This is a genomic window from Alteromonas sp. ABE4_545 (genome assembly GCF_056161325.1).
The window spans coordinates 1-17,264 of the sequence record NZ_JBSWYY010000014.1 but is presented as its reverse complement, the minus strand read 5'-3'; the positions used below and the strand labels follow the sequence as shown (position 1 = coordinate 17,264).

The following is a 17,264-nucleotide window of genomic DNA, read 5'->3' as shown; positions in this document are numbered from 1 at the left end:
TGTGTGGAGAGTTGCATGCAGGCAACAAAATATCTATGCTGAGCTAGCACTTAAGAGGAATCGAGCGAACAATGAAAAAGCCCACCATCAAGGATGTTGCAAAACTCGCTGGCGTATCGTTTAAAACTGTCTCTCGTGTCGTCAACAATGAAGACAGTGTGAGTGATGCGGTGCGAGAGCGCGTACGCGAAGCGATTAAAAAGCTCAACTATCAACCCAATCAAACTGCTAGGGTTATGCGTAAAGCGCCTTTTTCACTCGCGTTTGTCTACGACAACCCGAATAGTCACTACGTGATTGAAATGCAAAACGGCATTATTTCTCAGTGCCGTGAAAAAGGCTTTGAACTGGTAATTCATCCCACCGATTCAAAATCTGAAGATGTCGGAAAAGAGTTGTCAGCAATGATAGGTTCCAACCAAATTGGCGGTGTGATACTCACTCCTCCCTTGTCTGAGAACCGCGAATTAGTAACCTACCTCATCAACCAAGATGCCAAAGTGGTTCGAATTCTCTCAGGTACGGCTCCCCCTGATTCTTTAGCGCCTGTGGTCTACGTAAACGATATTGATGCGGGGCAAAAAATAACTGAGTTCCTCATTGAACAAGGTCATAGAGATATTGCCTTTCTCGGTTATCAAGGCGCTCACGAGTCGAGCCAAGGGCGGTTGGTCGGCTACAAAGCGGCATTAGAAAAAGCAGGGATCACAATCAATAAGAACCTAATCGTCGACGGTGAATTTACCTTCGAGTCAGGCATGAAAATGACCGAAGCACTGTTAACATCTGGCGCAAATCCCAGTGCAATTTTTGCCTGTAACGATGAAATCGCGGCTGGCGCTGTTTTTATGGCCCGAATGAAAGGGCTTAGCGTACCGGAAGATATTTCAGTTGTCGGGTTTGAAAATAGCCCATTCTCTTTGCAAACTTGGCCCCCTTTGACAACGGTAGACCAACCTAACTTCGAAATTGCCGCGACCGCAGCGTCTATGGTCATTGCCATGATGAAAGACAAAAAAGATCAATCTGTCGAGTCCAGAGGGTTCGATTTAGATATTTTAATTCGACAATCCACCCAGGCAAAAACGCCCGTCTAAGGCGGGATTTTTCCTCATTTTCCACCGAATTCAGGCTTCATATCTGTGCAATAAAATTTAATAAAAATGTAACTTGACCATTTGACAACGTTGACAGCTGGTGATAGCGTCGAAATGGATGTGATGAAAAATCCATCGAAAATTTTTATTTTCAGGCACGAATCTGGGTAATAAATCAGCACACACAACAAAAACAAAAGTGCGCCATTTACACGAAGGGAACATAACTATGAACACATTCAAAGCGAGTGTTAAATTACAAAGGTCTGTGCTTGCAAGCGCCGTGTTATGTGCTTGCAGCATGATGGCCCAGGCCCAATCGGCTGAAACACCAGAAGTCGCCGATCAAGATCTTGAGCGCATATCAGTAACATTTCGCTCTAGCTTGGCAGCAGCTGCTTCCATTAAGCGAGAAGAAACCAAAGTTACTGACGTCATCACCTCTGAAGATATCGGTAAATTTCCGATGGAAAACATCGCAGAAGCGATTCAACGCATTCCAGGCGTGCAAATCTCCAACCTCAATGGCCGAGGCTCAACTATCAGTGTGCGAGGCTTAGGTGCACAGTACGCACGTACAACATTGAACGGCCAAACCATGGCAAACGCCGATTTCACCGGTGGTTTCCGTTTCGATATTATCCAATCAGAACTTGCGTCAACCATCGAAGTGATAAAATCACCTACAGCCGATATGGACACAGGTGGTTTGTCTGGCACTATCAATATCGATACTACAAAGCCGCTTTCTTACGGCGACCGAAAAATCCTCGCATCAGTCAAAGGTCAGTATTCAGAATTCTCACCCACTGACAACGTAACGCCCAAAGCCAACATCACTTATATCGACCAGTTTATGGACGATACTGTGGGTATTTTCCTAAATGCTGGATATCAAGAATTAGATGACCGCGTCGATAACTTCTGGATGGGCCGTTGGTTTGAAGACGACGAAGGTAATTACTACCCACGCCGCCCTCGCTACCGCCGTATCGACCGCGAAACTGAACGCCAATTGCTCAACGGTGCGATTCAGTGGCGCCCCTCAGACAGCTTAGAAGTGCAACTCACCAGTGTTTATGCCTCTGATGACACTTATCAAGACTTAAACCAGCAAGTATTCCTGTTTGACCGCGACGAAATTACCTTACTGGGCAGTCCCACTAACGGTGCTTACACCGCTATTCAAATTGACGGTTTTACCACAGAAAACAACCGCCAGTTAGAAGACAAAGACGCCACCAGTAAAGCCTTTACCTTAGAAGCCGAATACAACACCGATTTGTGGACCTTAAACGGTGTGGCTCACTATACCCAAGGTAAAGCAAAACACGCTGAAGAAGCGGCAATTTTAGCAACCGTGATCTCTTCAGCTACCCTTGATATATCAAATCGCAACAACGTGATTTTTGATATTGCAGACGACCTGACCTCAGCAAGTTTGTATCCTTCAGATATGCCACGTAACGAATACCCTAACGGTGCGACGCGTTACATGGAATCTGAAGAAACCGCTTATCAGTTTGATGCAAAGCGTTATATTGAAGACAGTTTCATTACTGAAATTCAGATGGGCGCAAAATATCGCAGCGAGAAGTTTGACCGTGCTGTGTATCGTACCGACCGAGCCGCCATCGGCGAAGCTGATCCTGATGACTTGCCTTTGATGTCTGAATACAGCTTTATGGTGACAGATTTCTTAGACAACCAAATGTCGATCCCTCACGCGTGGATTGCACCAGACATTCAAGCATACAAAGACGCGCTTATCGCTGAGGGCGCGGAAGTACCCACTCTCTTTGCTGCACAATCAAGTTACGGCATTGAGCGCGACATTACCTCTTTCTACTTGTCGGCTGACTTTGAAACCGAAATTGGTGATTTCCCAGTACGTGGTAATCTAGGTGGCCGTTACGAGATGACCGATCGTGACATCAACTCTTACCTGACTGGTGACACTCACCCAGACAATGAAGAGATTAAATTGGTCGTGGGCGAATACACCACCAGCTATGACTACAATAATTTCTTGCCTAGCCTAAACGTTGTGATGGAACTCAACGACGAAGTACAGGCGCGTTTTGCAGCGGCAAAAGTACTGGTTCGCCCAATACTGACTTCGCGTTCGCAAATTGCGGCATCAGAAAGCTCTACGGCTAACTCCTTCGGCACCACGACTTATACCATCGATTTAGGTCAACCTAACATGAAGGCAATGACCGCTAACCAAATGGACCTAGGTATTGAATGGTACTACGGCGAAGGCGACAGCTTAACCGCAGCCATTTTCTGGAAAGACATTAAAAATGGTACGGTAAGTGAGTACGTGTGCCCAGATGCATACGACGGCACCTCATTGTCAGGTACGGGTAGTGACTGTGTAGATAGCGAAGGCAACATTTACGAAATCAGCAGTACTTACAACGACGATTCATCGTTGAGTATTAAAGGTTACGAACTTGGTTGGAACCAAGGACTGGATGAGTTCTTACCTATTCCGGGTTTTGGTTTAAGCGCCAACTACACCTACATTGACGCTGAAGATTCAGAAGCCTTCGTACTCACCAATTCATCAGAAAAAACCTACAACCTTGTGGGTTACTGGGAGAACGAAACCTTCAGCGTACGCGTTGCACTGAACAACCGTAGCCCTTACATCCAAGATAACACCGATGCATTCTTCGCTCGCGAAGGACGTGTGGTAGATGGCCGTAACCAAGTAGATTTACTACTGAGCTACAACGCCACTGAAAACCTGAACGTTCGCTTTGGTGCATTAAATATTAATGGCAACGACGAAGAGGCGTACTTCCAAGAAGAAACGCCGATTTGGCAAACGACTAGTGTGATTGGTACTAGCTATTATTTGAGTCTGATTTACAGTCTGTAAGACGATTCTCCGTTATGGACAGGACAGTGAGGTTCGCCTCACTGTTCCTGTCCTTTTTATTACAACAAGCATGTTGCAGGAAAGTAGATACGTATGTTGAGAAAGTCCTTACCCACATCAACAAAAGCCAGTTGGTTACGAGTCGGCTTAGTCGCTGTTGCCGTGTCGATAGCGGGTTGTTCACAACCACCTCAAAAGGTTTCGACACCCACCACATTGACGCCAGAAGAACAGGCACTACAAGTGCTCACGCGTACAACGGGTCAACAGGTTGAGCATATTCACTTTGCGATAGACGACAACGCCTCTAACAACAGTTGGTATCAAGTAAGTGCATCTGAGGGCGAATTGCAAGTGAGTGCGTCTTCTGTGAGTGCGGGGACCTACGGCGCCTATCAATATTTACGTAACGCTGGCGCTCTGTCTGTTAGTTGGGAAGGCAAGCGCGTTAACTTACCTCAGCAATTTGCCGATTTTACTGGTTCGAAAGTCTCCACCGCTTTTGACTATCGCACTTATCTCAACGTGTGTGCTTACGGTTATACGACCCCATTTTGGGATTGGCAACGCTGGGAAAAAGAAATCGACTGGATGGCACTTCACGGCGTGAACAATCCAGTTGCGATGGAAGGCCAGGAATATGTCTGGCAAAAACTGTGGCAAGAATTTGGCGTGAGTGATGCTGAATTAGCGGCTTACTTTTCAGGCCCGGTATTCACACCTTGGCAACGAATGGGCAATATCGAAGGCCATGAAGGCCCCCTGCCCCAAAGCTGGATTGATAAAAAGCATCAGTTACAAAGCAAAATCCTCGAGCGCATGAAAGCACTGGGAATGAAGCCGGTTGTACCTGCTTTTAGTGGTTATGTACCCAAGGCTTTCGTCACGCTATTCCCCGAAGCGAAAATTACCGCCATGCCCAAGTGGACAGGCTTCGAGCATGAAACTTATTGGCTCGACCCCGCTGATCCTTTATTTAATAAAGTGGCCAAGCGTTTTATTGAAATATACACAGAAGCCTACGGCGAACACGGTTTTTACTTATCTGATGCCTTCAACGAAATGCTTCCACCCGTTTCAGAAGACAATCGCTACGACGAATTAGCCTCTTACGGCGCAAGAATATACGACTCCATTAAACAAGCCGCGCCTAATGCAACCTGGGTGATGCAAGGTTGGATGTTTGGTGCCGACGAGGAATTCTGGGACCTTGATTCTATCGAAGCATTTTTGAGTAAAGTGCCAGACCAAAAGGCGATGATCCACGATATTGGCAACGACCGCTACCATGTGTGGCAACGCACTGAGGGCTTTAAAGGCAAACCTTGGATATTTGGCTTTATCCATAACTATGGCGGTAGCGACCCTGTTTATGCAGACTTTGGCGACTATGTAAAACAACTGTCTACAGTGCAAGAGTCTGACATTAAGGGTAACTTGAGCGGCTTTGGTGTGTTCCCTGAAGGTATCCACAATAATTCAGTCGCTTATGAATTCTTATTTGATTTGCCTTGGTCCACTAGCCCCGATATTCAAGAATGGGTAGCCAATTACACTAATGCCAGATACGGCAAAAATACCCCAGCACTGAATGCGGCGTGGCAAGACCTGATAAAAGGCGTTTACCAAGTAGGCTATTGGCGTTCTCGATGGTGGGAAGGGTCAGCAGGCGCTTACTTACTATTTAAACGCCCAACGGCTGAGATTACCGAGTTTGGCCCTCACCCCGGTGACATAGAAGCCCTCGACAAAGGCATTGCACAGTTGCTCGCAATTGCGCCAAGCTACAACAGCTCCATGTTATTCACTTATGACTTAGTAGACTTTGTAAAGCAATCGGTATCACTGCATGCCGATCGCCTGCTACAACAAGCTGTTGAGGCATACCAAGCAGGTGAGCTTGAACAAGGTGATGCAATCACAGCGCATGTCTCCACCATGGTAGAAAAGTTAGACTTGTTAATGGGTATTCACCAAGAAAGTCTAAACAGTTGGTTAAGTGATGCTGCCGCTTACGCAGATGACAAAGCGCAACGTGATTACTATGTGCACAACGCACGATTGCAAATTACCCAATGGGGTGGCCCTAAACTGAAAGACTATGCATCGAAAGCATGGCAAGGGATGTATGCAGATTACTACATGCCGCGCTGGCAGCTCTATCTCACGCAGCTTCGTGATTCTATAGCCAATGACACTGAGTTTGACGATGCATCTGCCCAGCAAGCGGTCATTGATTGGGAATCAGCTTGGATAGAACAAACGGCTATTCCTGAATTGAAAAAGCCGGCAGCGCCTATCCAATTAGCGCGAGAGTTGATGGCGTTAACCCAGTCTTCGGGTAATTAAGACTCCTTTTTAAAGGGAATAAACAAAGCCAGTGTTGCTCACAAAAAGTTTTGTTGAGCGTTGCACTGGCTTTTTCTTTTCACCATCTCTCTACTCGTCTCTATTCGCCTTCCCAAGCAAACACCTCGTCAATGGTAACGCCAAAAACCCGAGCAATGCGAAACGCGGTTTCGAGTGACGGGGAGTAACGTCGTTGCTCTATCGCCGCCACCGTTTGGCGTGTAACCCCCACAGCTTCACCCAATTCCGACTGCGTCATGCCTTGATGTTGCTCTCTTAGTTCACGTACTTTGTTGGAAATCGGAAGTAATTTAGCCATTAATCAAAGTAGGTCCTGCTGTAAACAATCTGCGCAATGTATTCCACAATTTGGCTCACTACCAAACTCGCGAAAACGATGTAAAAAAGGGTATTACCATGTTCATTAAATACATAGTGAAACAGCCCTGATATCACGCCGATACCAAATACGTACCCAGAAACATAACCCGCTTTGCGTTCAATTTGACGTTCCCGTTCGTCTAAATCTGCCCCAGCCTCTTTGGGAGACATAGCACCAATGACAATGTGACCAATAACCACAAGCACAATCAACACTATGGTGTATTTAATGATCACGGCGACATTTGGCGACACTAACTCACCCGCCGTTGCCGATAATTGATATACGCTACTTGCGCACATGTAGGTAGTAATACTCAACGCGATGGCCATCACCCACGCTGATTTTTCTTGAAATGACATATTCTTCTCCATGTTAAAAATGTTTAACACGGCTAAGAATATGTTTAAAATACGACCATGTCAAAGATTTTTAACATAGTAATTGATCGATATGGAATGTTGAAATGTAACCAGTGATGTCTGGATCAAAATACAAAAAAGGCGCTCAATTGAGCGCCCTTTCAAAGACAGTGAGTCTAGATAAATTACTGTGGTTCGCGCAAATGGAACACCTGGCAACGGTTGCCTAAATCAGGCTGTTGCGCAATATTGGTGTCTTCTGCAAGACCACAATTTTCAAGGCCCATTGCTTGGCGCGTATAACGGTTAATAAGCTTCACACCACCGCCATTTACTGGACTGATGCGCCATTGTGCCGTTTTCTGCTCACACGAAGTAAGCAGTAAATTCGCACCAGGTACCACTTCGTTTCCATCTACACCAATGCACACTTCAGCGTTGCTCGACGGCTTAAGTGCCACATAACCGGTATCCGTTGGGGCAAAGTGCCACTTCTGACCCGGCAGGTAAGCAAAACCTTGCTGCTTCACATTGGTGCCCGCTTGCACATCACCAGTTACAGTAACCGCTTTACCGCTTTGCTGGCTCATAATAGCAACTTGACCTACAGGGCGCAGTTGCCATTGATTACATGCGCTTTGGGCATTTTGCTGTAGTACCGCTTGGTTTGCTGAAGCAGAACAACCGGCTACGGCTAGCGGCTTACCTGAGTAACGGTTTTTAATCGTTACGTTACCGTCGATACCAGACTCAACTTTCCACTGTTGGCAATAGTTGTTACGCCATGCCGCTGATTGCACACGTGCATTGTCGGCCTCACTACAACCATCGACTTCAAGGAATTTTGAGTCTTCGCGATTGGCCAGACGAATATAGCCATCGGTTGTTGAATCTAATACCCACTGACCATTGGTTCCGGCACAAGCACGTTGAACAGCACGGTTATCTTCTGGGTCCGCAGAAATGTCTAAGCATAATTCGCTGGTCGCATTCACAAGCTGATAGCGCTGACCTTGTACACGAGTAACCAATGGGCCATTTTCACCCGCTGGCGGCTCAACAACGATACCCGGCGTTAAAGGCTCGCCAAAGTTTGGTGTGCCGTCTTCATTCCATTCAAATTTTTGCGCACGAAGTGAACGGGTTGCACTACAGCCGTGCTCTACAGAGTCGTTACCGTGATATACCAACCAGTCTTCGGTACCGTCAGGCGACGTAAAGAAGCCATTGTGGCCTGGACCAAACACGGTTTCAGTGCGAGTAAATACTGGCTCGTCAAACTTCTTCCACGCTTTCGGGTCCATCGGGTCATCACCCACGAGTTCCAACAAACCTAACTTGTAATCAGGCGTGTTACAGAAGCTCGCAGAATACGTCATAAACGTACGGCCATTGTGCTGAAGAATTTCAGCCCCTTCCGTCACTTTACGACCACTGATTTCCCAGTCTAACTCTGGCGTTGTGAGTACTGTATGCGGCGTGTCTTTTAACGTCCACGGGTCTTCCATTTCTGCAATGATGTTCAACTGAGTATCACCACGCCATTGTGAATAAATCACAAACAGGCGGTCTTTGTACTCTAAGTAATTGCCGTCGATGTTCCATACATTTGGCATCAAAGCGCCTTTGTACTGGTAAGGGCCCATTGGATCATCACCCACACTCTCAAGCACGTTGAGGTGTTGATGATCTAACGTACCATCCTGACCAGCGGTATACATCATGTACCAGCGATAGCCATTTGGCCCTTTTAAACGATGAAATTCAAACGCCCAAAAGTTACAGCAGCGATCTGGGTCAGCAGAAGACCACACGTTTACCGGTTCTGCATCGGCTAGACCTGCCAAGGTAGGCGATTTTCGCATCACCAACTCAGAGGTCCACGTGGTGGTGGTCAGGTAATAGTTGCCATCCCAGTATTCCAACCAAGGATCGGCGCCATTAGGAAACAGCGGGTTGGTAAAAGTGCCTGCCGAACTCGTTGGTTTTTCAGCTTCCGCTTTTGGCGTGGCTGTCGTTTGCTCTGATGAAGAGGTAGCTTGGCAACCACTCATCAATGCTGCCAATAGGCCTACAACACCAATTGACTTTAAAAACTTCACATTCATTGTGCTTCTCACTCGTGTGTTATACGCGACTTACTTAGTACCAAACTCGTACACGATACGTGTTGAATACACTTCTCCAGGCAACAAGGTCGTGCTTGCGAAGTTAGCTTGGTTAGGTGAATCTGGGTTGTGCTGAGGCTCTAAGCAAAGTCCTGAGCGGAAGTTGTGCACCATACCTTGTTGGGATGTCGCCCCTTCTAAGAAGTTACCAGAATAAAACTGAACCGCAGGCTCAACGGTGTAAACCGTGAGAGTACGGCCTGTTTTAGGGTCATACACATTGGCTGCTTCAACCAACTCATTGTCTACATCATCTTTGAGTACAAAGTTGTGGTCGTAGCCTTTGCCGCGAGCAAGTTGCTCGTTTTCAACGTCAATATCTTTGCCAATGGCTTTGGCGGTTGTGAAATCAAACGGCGTACCGGCTACAGGCATTAGCTCGCCTGTAGGAATCAAGCCCGCATCCACAGGCGTAATGGCCTTCGAAGGGATCTGCAACTCATGGTCAAGAATGGTACCTTCACCAGCTAGGTTAAAGTACGAGTGTTGCGTCATGTTGACGATAGTTGGCTTGTCGGTAGTGGCGGTAAACTGCATATCCAATGTGTTGTCATTGGTCAGTGTGTAAACCACTTCAGTAACAAGCTCACCCGGATAGCCTTGGTCGCCATCGGGGCTGATAAGAGACAGGGTCACGCCCGCGCTGTTTTCAGTAGTGAACGGCACCATTTTCCACACTTTTTTGTCAAAGCCATGCACACCGCCGTGCAAATGGTTAGCCCCATCGTTAGTCGCTAACTGATACGTGGTACCGTTTAAAGTAAATTTGCCTTCTGCAATACGGTTGCCATAACGGCCAATGATAGCCCCAAAATACGGGTTAGAAGACACATAGTCTTCCAAGTTATCCATGCCTAAAACGATGTTACCCGGCTTGCCATTGGCATCAGGAGTAACAAGACGCGTAATAATACCGCCGTAACTAATAACATCGACTTCAACGCCATTGCTATTTTTTAATGTCACTTGATTCACTGGCGTGCTGTCTGCCAGTTTGCCGTATGCCTGCATTAGTGCAGAAGGAGCAGTGCTCATGGAAGTTCCTTTATCAGCATAAGTTGAAGTGCAGCCAAACGTCAGCACAATGGCGCAAGTGGCCACAACCTGACGTTTAACATGATGAGTAACGCGTTGAAAAACGCTTGTAGAGTGTAACTGTTGAATCGCAGACATAGTTAACGCTTCCATAACCTATTTTATACTTTTATATTACAAATAAGCGTTACAATGCAACCTTTATCTAAGCTTGAATTTTACCTGCTTTAACAAGGATACAATCCATTCCTGCATCCATCGCCGCTTGGTAGCCAATTTGGGTATCTTCAAACACCACACAATCACCCGGTGCGACACCGATTTTCTCAGCAACGGTTAAAAAGGTTTCTGGGTGAGGTTTACCATGAGTCACATCAGTGGCTGTTACCAGTGCGTCTAAACGCTCCAGTAAACCGTGATGTTCAAGCAGATGAATAGCATGTGGGCGCTCGGCTCCGGTGCCAATGCCTATTTGTAATGTCGGGCGATAATGATCAAACACTGCCATGGTTTCTTCAATGATGGTGGGCGTGTGTTCCATTAATTCCCACTTCTCGCGTTTTGTTTTCGCGACCTCGTCAGGATTGTGGAGCAAGCCATACTTTTCATTGAGAATTTCGACAGTTTTACGGGTTGGAACACCACCTAGACTATGCATATAGTCGTAGTCATAAGGATAGCCGTACGCTTCACAGGTTTGTTGCCACGCTTCTAAGTGTGCACCCATCGAATCGATCAGTGTGCCATCCATATCAAAAATAATGCCTTTATAGGCGCTGAGATCCAGCATAACGTCTCCAGAGGAATTAAAAGTCAGTCTCTGCTACAAAGGTAAGGTGGGTAGTGCCATCCGTTAAGGAATAAGCGACAGATCCCCTGTGTTAAACGCTCTGCAACAGCGATAGGTTTACCACAGGATCACACACTAACACATCCAACCCCTCGCTATCGGGACACTGATAAGCTGAGGGGCTAGATGGTCAGAGTTTAAAACTTAAACGCCTTGTTTAAGCTGATAGTAAGCCGCGTTGTAACGAAGCTCAGACTTAAACGCACGTAGGTTTGTGTCTTCGTCGATAACGACAGTTTCCACACCCGCCATATCTGCGAAGTCTTCGATCATTTCAGTGGTCAACGCTTGGCTGTAAGCCGTGTGGTGAGCACCGCCAGCATGGATCCAAGCTGAAGACGCTACCGCTAGATTTGGCTTAGGCTCCCAAAGGGCAGATGCCACTGGAAGATTAGGCGTATCTGAAGGTGGCGTTACTGTATCCACTTCGTTGATCAAGATGCGGAAACGGTTGCCCATATCGATTGGCGATACGTTGATTGCCGGACCTGCTTTTGCAGAGAACAACAAACGTGGAACGTCACATTTCACACCGATAGTGTGGTGGTGAAGTTCTAGGCGTGGTTTAGCTTCAGAAATTGACGGGCAAATTTCTAGCATGTGCGCGCCCAATACTTGGTCTACATTACCAGTAAAGTTGTAAGTGTAGTCTTCCATAAATGAACAACCACCTTCCAAACCTTCTGCCATCACTTTCATGATGCGCACCATAGCAGAGGTTTTCCAGTCGCCCTCACCGCCGTAACCATAGCCTTTAGCCATCAAGCGCTGTGTTGCAAGCCCAGGCAAACCAGAGAGGCCAGCTAGGTTTTCAAAACAGTTGGTGAATGCTGTGAATCCACCGTCTTGCATGAATTTTTCCATACCAAGCTCAAGGCGTGCTTCTTTAACAAGACGCTCACGTTGGTAGTCGTCTTTCATCAAGCCTTCGCTCACGTCGTAGTCTTGGTGATAAGCGTCGATTTGAGCAGCCACGTCACCGTCGCTGATGCCGTTAACTACGTCGGCGAGGTCTTGCAGGCCGTAAGCATGTACTTCGTAGCCAAACGCGATTTGCGCAGCTACTTTGTCGCCTTCTGTTACCGCCACGTTACGCATGTTGTCGCCAAAACGTACCACTTTCAAAGATTGGCTTTCAGCCCAACCCAGTGCAGCGCGGCTCCAGCCATCGATTTGAGATAGAACTTGAGGATCTTGCCAGTGACCAGCAACCACTTTACGCTCTTTGCGCATACGTGTACCGATGAAACCGAATTCACGGTCACCGTGTGCACTTTGGTGCGTGTTCATGTAGTTCATGTTGATGTCTGACCAAGGTAGACCAGCATTGAACTGAGTATGAAGGTGTAGCCAAGGCTTACGCAATTCAGTCAAACCTGCAATCCACATTTTCGCAGGCGAGAATGTGTGCATCCACAAGATCAAACCAACACAGTTTGTGTCAACGTTAGCTTGCTGACAAACCTGATGGATTTCAGCCGCTGATTTTACTGTGTCTTTGTAAACGACTTTTACTGGCAAGCTGCCAGCTTCGTTCAGACCACTTGCTAGTGCCTGACTGTTGCCCGCAACTTCTTCAAGTACTTTCGGGCCGTATAGATGTTGTGAGCCGGTAACAAACCAGACTTCTTTAGTTGCTGTAGTCATAATAAATCCTCAATTAATCGAGACACGCGGTACGATTACTCTTGCCCGTAGTAAGCGTTCTTACCGTGTTTACGTAAATAATGTTTATCAAGAATAGCTTGGTTCAACGGCGCTGCATTAGGAACTAGCGTGCGCGTGAGGTAAGCCATTCGAGCGATCTCTTCAAGTAGCGCAGCGTGATACACTGACTGCGCGGCATCCTTACCCCATGTGAAAGGAGCATGTCCTGCTACAATCACCATAGGAGCTGCCATTGGGTCTCTGTCTACGTAAGAGTCAACGATTTGCGCGCCGGTCTCTTCTTCGTAGTCACCCTTGATTTGTTCGTCCGTTAATTCACGCGTACACGAAATTTCGCCGTGTACATAATCTGCGTGAGTGGTTCCCAAGCAGGGAATACTTTGCTTCGCTTGTGCCCAAGCGGTCGCATAAGTGGAATGTGTGTGTGTAACCCCACCAATATTGTCAAATTTACGATAGAGGTGTGTGTGGGTTTTTGTGTCTGAAGAAGGGCGCATGGTCCCTTCAACAATGTTATTTTCTAAGTCTACGATAACGATGTCGTCTGGCTTCATCGTCTCGTAGTCAACGCCACTTGGTTTAATTGCAACCACACCAGCAGCACGGTCAATTTGTGACACGTTACCAAAGGTGTAAATAACTAGGTTGCGACGTTGAAGCTCCATATTGGCTTCGTAAACTTCGCGTTTTAATTCAGTATAGCTCATGCATTGTCTCCGCTAACGTATGCGCCAAGGGTTTGGTACTTAGCGTAAAGTTCGTCGTAAACTGCGACGCGCTCAGGGTTAGGTGTGTATTGCTTACACACAGGTGATGCCATCACTGCTTGTGCAGCCGCTACCGATTCGAATTCACCCGCCGCTACTGCTGCCATAATCGCCGCACCTAAGGCACAGCTTTGGTCGCTTTCAAGCACATCGATGGGGCAATTCCATACGTCGGCACACGTTTGCATGACATAATCAGATTTTTTCGAGATACCACCAATGGTCACAACCGACTCAATGGGCACACCTTCAGAACGGAAGCGTTCAGTAATGGCCCGCGCACCGAAGGCAGTGGCTTCTACCAATGCTTTGAATAAATGCGGTGCTTCAGCACCCATTTTGATGCCAGTGATTGCCATTGACACTGACTGGTCTGCATCTGGCGTACGACGACCGTTTACCCAATCTAGTGCGGTAATATCTGAGGCATTCACAGGCAACATCGCGGCAGCATTGCTCAGACGTTGAAGTGTGGTTTCTTCGATTTTTTCCACCAACTCCTTTTGACCAGAATCGGTCAACTCAGACACTAACTGAGTAGTTGGCCACAACACGACGTTTTTAAACCATGCGTACAAATCACCGAACGCTGACTGGCCCGCTTCTAAACCGATAAGCCCTGGAATAACTGAGCCATCTACTTGGCCACAAATTCCGCGAACACATGTATCGCCTAGTTGCTCTGCCGACGTTACCGTAATGTCACAAGTTGATGTGCCCATTACTTTGGTCAATACACGGGGACGCACATTGGCCGCAACCGCGCCCATGTGACAGTCGAAAGCACCGTAACCAATTGCGATACCTTCAGGTAGACCGAGTTTTTCTGCCCACTCTGCGGTTAAGTTACCCGCGAGTTGGTCACTGGTTTGCGTGTTTGGATTAAGCTTTTCAACCAAACCATCTAGCACAGGGTCAAGTGAAGTGAAGAAACTGTTTGGTGGGAAGCCACCCCAGTTTTCATTCCACATGAGTTTGTGACCCGTGGCGCAACGCCCCATCACCATGTCGCTTGGATGAGTTTTGCCTGCCATTAAAGACGTCATCCAGTCGCAATGCTCAACCCAGCAATGGGTGGCTTCGCGTACCGATGCATCTTTGCGGAAAATGTGAAGTGCTTTGGCCCAATACCACTCAGACGAATAGATGCCACCCATGTGTGATAGGTAGTTCACATCATTTTCATTCGCTGCTTTAGTGATCTCTGCGGCTTCTTTGATTGCCGTGTGGTCTTTCCACAAAACAAACATCGCATTGGGGTTTTCAGCGAACTCAGGTGTTAATGCCAATGGCACACCTTCGCTGTTAACCGCAACAGGTGTTGAACCTGTGGTGTCAAAGCTTAAACCGACGACTTTGTCAGCGGTACCTGCAGGTACTTTTTCCCACAGGCCACGGATAACCGCGATCAGGCTGTCGATATAATCCTGAGGGTGTTGACGATACTGGTCCTGTGATGGTTCACAGTACTTGCCTTCCGCCCAACGCGGATAATTGATTAAATGACTGGCTAATTCAGCGCCGGTATTCACATCAACTAGCAATGCTCTTACCGAATCAGAGCCGTAATCCAGTCCCAAAGTATAACGAGACATAAAACCCTTTTCGTGATGATTATCTAACAAAGTTAGTCATAATTCTTATTTGTATGATAATATCAACAATACGGAATTGTAAAGGTAATATAAAAATAATATTAACGAGGCAATTTTGCCAAAACCAGGGTTGTTTGCTGGTTTTTTCGTCGCTTTCGTCGTTTTTGACGTAAGTACCTATTTTATTTGTATGAATATTAAATGAATGGAAAGCGTATGACTACTCAATTAGCACAATTGAAAGCCATGACTACTGTCGTTGCCGACACCGGCGACTTCGAGGCAATCAAAACTTATCAACCTCAAGACGCAACAACCAACCCTTCTTTATTGCTCAAAGCAATGCAGATTGAAAAGTATCGTCCTCTCGGTGTAGAAGCCGTAGAGTGGGCAAAAGCACAAGGTGCCGCTGCCGACGAAATTGGCAAAGTTGCAGCAGATAAACTCGCCGTATTGATCGGTAGCAAATTGATGGAGCAGGTACCAGGTTTGGTGTCTACTGAAGTTGATGCGCGCTTGTCGTTCGATACAGAAGCAACCGTAGCAAAAGCCCATCGCCTCATTGCGCTATACAAAGAGCAAGGTATCGACACGTCTCGCGTACTGATCAAAATCGCAGCGACTTGGGAAGGTATTCAAGCAGCGAAAATTCTTGAAGCCGAAGGTATAAAGTGTAACGTCACGCTTGTATTTGCATTCGCTCAGGCTCGCGCAAGTGCAGAATCTGGGGCTTTCCTTATCTCTCCATTTGTTGGCCGTATTCTCGACTGGTATAAAGCAGCCAATCCAGAAGCGGATTACACCGGTGAAAATGATCCTGGCGTACAGTCAGTGACCAACATCTATAACTTCTTCAAGCAACATGGATTTAACACTATTGTAATGGGAGCAAGCTTCCGCAACACAGGTGAAATCATCGAACTTGCCGGTTGTGACCGCCTGACAATCAGCCCAAATCTATTGGCTGAACTAGAAGAGTCAGACGAGACTATCGAGAAGAAATTAACCCCATGTGATGCGCCAGAAGCAGCGCCTGCGGCAATGACTGAGCAAGATTTTCGTTGGGGAATGAACGAAAACCAAATGGCTACAGAAAAGCTATCTCAAGGTATTCGTCAGTTTGCGGTTGACCAAGTTAAGCTAGAAGAGATTCTACAAACGCTTGTCGACTAAGCCGTTGCACTAATAGTTAAAGCCCAAAACCGGTCACATGACCGGTTTTTTATTGCCTTTCATTTATTGCCTTTCATTCGCCCACAAAAAAGGCCGCTTACGCGACCTTTTGAAGTGATGTGTGCCATAGGCTGGTTGCTGTCGGGCTTAGCCGATAAGCGCTTTACCTTTCGCCACAATGTTGTCAGCCGTAAAGCCGAAGTGCTCTAGCAATACACCACCCGGTGCTGATTCACCGAAGGTTGTCATACCGAGAATGTCACCATTGGTGCCCACGTACTTGTACCAGAAGTCGCTGTGCGCCGCTTCAACTGCCAATTTAGGAATGTCAGCTGGCAAGACTTTCGCTTTGTACTCGGCGTCTTGTGCATCAAACTGCTCAGTACTTGGCATCGACACTACGCGTACGCGACGGCCTTCGTCGGCCAATTTGTTGGCTGCGTCCATCGCAATACCCACTTCAGAGCCCGTGGCAATGATGATGAGTTCTGCTGGCTCAGCACAGTCTTTCAAGATATAGCCGCCTTTGGCCATTTCTTTCAATTGTGCTTCGCTACGCGCCATGGCTTTTGTGCCTTGGCGAGAGAAGATAAGTGCACTTGGGCCATCTTGCTTCACAATCGCCTGACGCCATGCTTCTGCTGCTTCCGCTGCATCACAAGGACGCCATGTGGTCAGGTTTGGCGTAAGGCGTAGGTTAGCAATTTGCTCGATAGGTTGGTGTGTCGGGCCATCTTCACCCTGACCGATTGAGTCGTGGGTGTACACAAAGATGCTTTGCGCTTTCATCAAGGCTGACATACGCACTGCGTTACGCGCGTATTCCATAAACATCAAGAAGGTTGCACCGAACGGGATAAAGCCACCGTGCAGGGCAATACCGTTCATAATCGCACTCATACCAAATTCACGTACGCCGTAGAACACA

At 47.2% G+C, this 17,264-nt stretch carries 13 protein-coding genes; 4 read left to right on the top strand and 9 right to left on the bottom strand.

Features of this window, described 5'->3' with window-relative positions; all coding sequences use genetic code 11:
• Window positions 1-71 precede the first annotated feature (71 nt).
• The 3 genes from ACXAH6_RS13240 (at window position 72) to ACXAH6_RS13230 (ending at window position 6,336) form a co-directional block, all read left to right on the top strand.
• Entirely contained in the window at window positions 72-1,097 is a 1,026-nt protein-coding gene (locus ACXAH6_RS13240; RefSeq protein WP_474877530.1) for a LacI family DNA-binding transcriptional regulator, read from the top strand.
• Between the two features lie 229 nt (window positions 1,098-1,326).
• The gene (locus ACXAH6_RS13235; RefSeq protein WP_474877528.1) at window positions 1,327-3,987 is read left to right on the top strand and encodes a TonB-dependent receptor; all 2,661 of its coding nucleotides are present in this window, start codon (window positions 1,327-1,329) and stop codon (window positions 3,985-3,987) included.
• Window positions 3,988-4,080: 93 nt separating this feature from the next.
• Complete coding sequence (locus ACXAH6_RS13230) at window positions 4,081-6,336, top strand: alpha-N-acetylglucosaminidase (RefSeq protein ID WP_474877526.1); 2,256 nt, start codon at window positions 4,081-4,083, stop codon at window positions 6,334-6,336.
• A 100-nt stretch (window positions 6,337-6,436) separates the two neighbouring features.
• Here ACXAH6_RS13230 and ACXAH6_RS13225 read toward each other — a convergent pair whose 3' ends face one another.
• From ACXAH6_RS13225 to ACXAH6_RS13190, 8 genes are all read right to left on the bottom strand, one after another.
• Window positions 6,437-6,655 (bottom strand): helix-turn-helix transcriptional regulator, encoded by a 219-nt coding sequence (locus tag ACXAH6_RS13225; protein WP_474877524.1) that lies wholly within the window; start codon window positions 6,653-6,655, stop codon window positions 6,437-6,439.
• Window positions 6,655-7,080: a hypothetical protein gene (locus ACXAH6_RS13220; protein ID WP_474877522.1), complete on the bottom strand. Its 426-nt coding sequence runs from the start codon at window positions 7,078-7,080 to the stop codon at window positions 6,655-6,657. Before ACXAH6_RS13220 ends, ACXAH6_RS13225 begins: the two co-directional genes overlap by 1 nt.
• Window positions 7,081-7,265: 185 nt before the next feature.
• On the bottom strand, window positions 7,266-9,188 hold the full coding sequence (locus ACXAH6_RS13215) for a family 43 glycosylhydrolase (RefSeq protein WP_474877521.1): 1,923 nt from the start codon (window positions 9,186-9,188) through the stop codon (window positions 7,266-7,268).
• Window positions 9,189-9,218: 30 nt separating this feature from the next.
• Complete coding sequence (locus ACXAH6_RS13210) at window positions 9,219-10,283, bottom strand: aldose epimerase family protein (protein ID WP_474877519.1); 1,065 nt, start codon at window positions 10,281-10,283, stop codon at window positions 9,219-9,221.
• A gap of 205 nt (window positions 10,284-10,488) precedes the next feature.
• Window positions 10,489-11,073, bottom strand: a complete 585-nt coding sequence (locus ACXAH6_RS13205) for an HAD family hydrolase (protein WP_474877518.1) — start codon at window positions 11,071-11,073, stop codon at window positions 10,489-10,491.
• 204 nt (window positions 11,074-11,277) lie between these two features.
• Window positions 11,278-12,783 (bottom strand): L-arabinose isomerase, encoded by a 1,506-nt coding sequence (araA, locus tag ACXAH6_RS13200; protein WP_474877640.1) that lies wholly within the window; start codon window positions 12,781-12,783, stop codon window positions 11,278-11,280.
• Window positions 12,784-12,815: 32 nt separating this feature from the next.
• On the bottom strand, window positions 12,816-13,508 hold the full coding sequence (locus ACXAH6_RS13195; protein ID WP_474877516.1) for an L-ribulose-5-phosphate 4-epimerase: 693 nt from the start codon (window positions 13,506-13,508) through the stop codon (window positions 12,816-12,818).
• Window positions 13,505-15,163 (bottom strand): ribulokinase, encoded by a 1,659-nt coding sequence (locus tag ACXAH6_RS13190; protein WP_474877514.1) that lies wholly within the window; start codon window positions 15,161-15,163, stop codon window positions 13,505-13,507. Before ACXAH6_RS13190 ends, ACXAH6_RS13195 begins: the two co-directional genes overlap by 4 nt.
• Window positions 15,164-15,379: 216 nt before the next feature.
• On the opposite strand from ACXAH6_RS13190, the gene tal reads away from it, so the two are divergent.
• On the top strand, window positions 15,380-16,336 hold the full coding sequence (gene tal, locus ACXAH6_RS13185) for a transaldolase (RefSeq protein WP_474877512.1): 957 nt from the start codon (window positions 15,380-15,382) through the stop codon (window positions 16,334-16,336).
• A gap of 147 nt (window positions 16,337-16,483) precedes the next feature.
• Here the strand turns inward: tal and ACXAH6_RS13180 are convergent.
• On the bottom strand, window positions 16,484-17,264 hold a 781-nt coding region (locus ACXAH6_RS13180; RefSeq protein WP_474877511.1), incomplete at its 5' end, for a transketolase-like TK C-terminal-containing protein.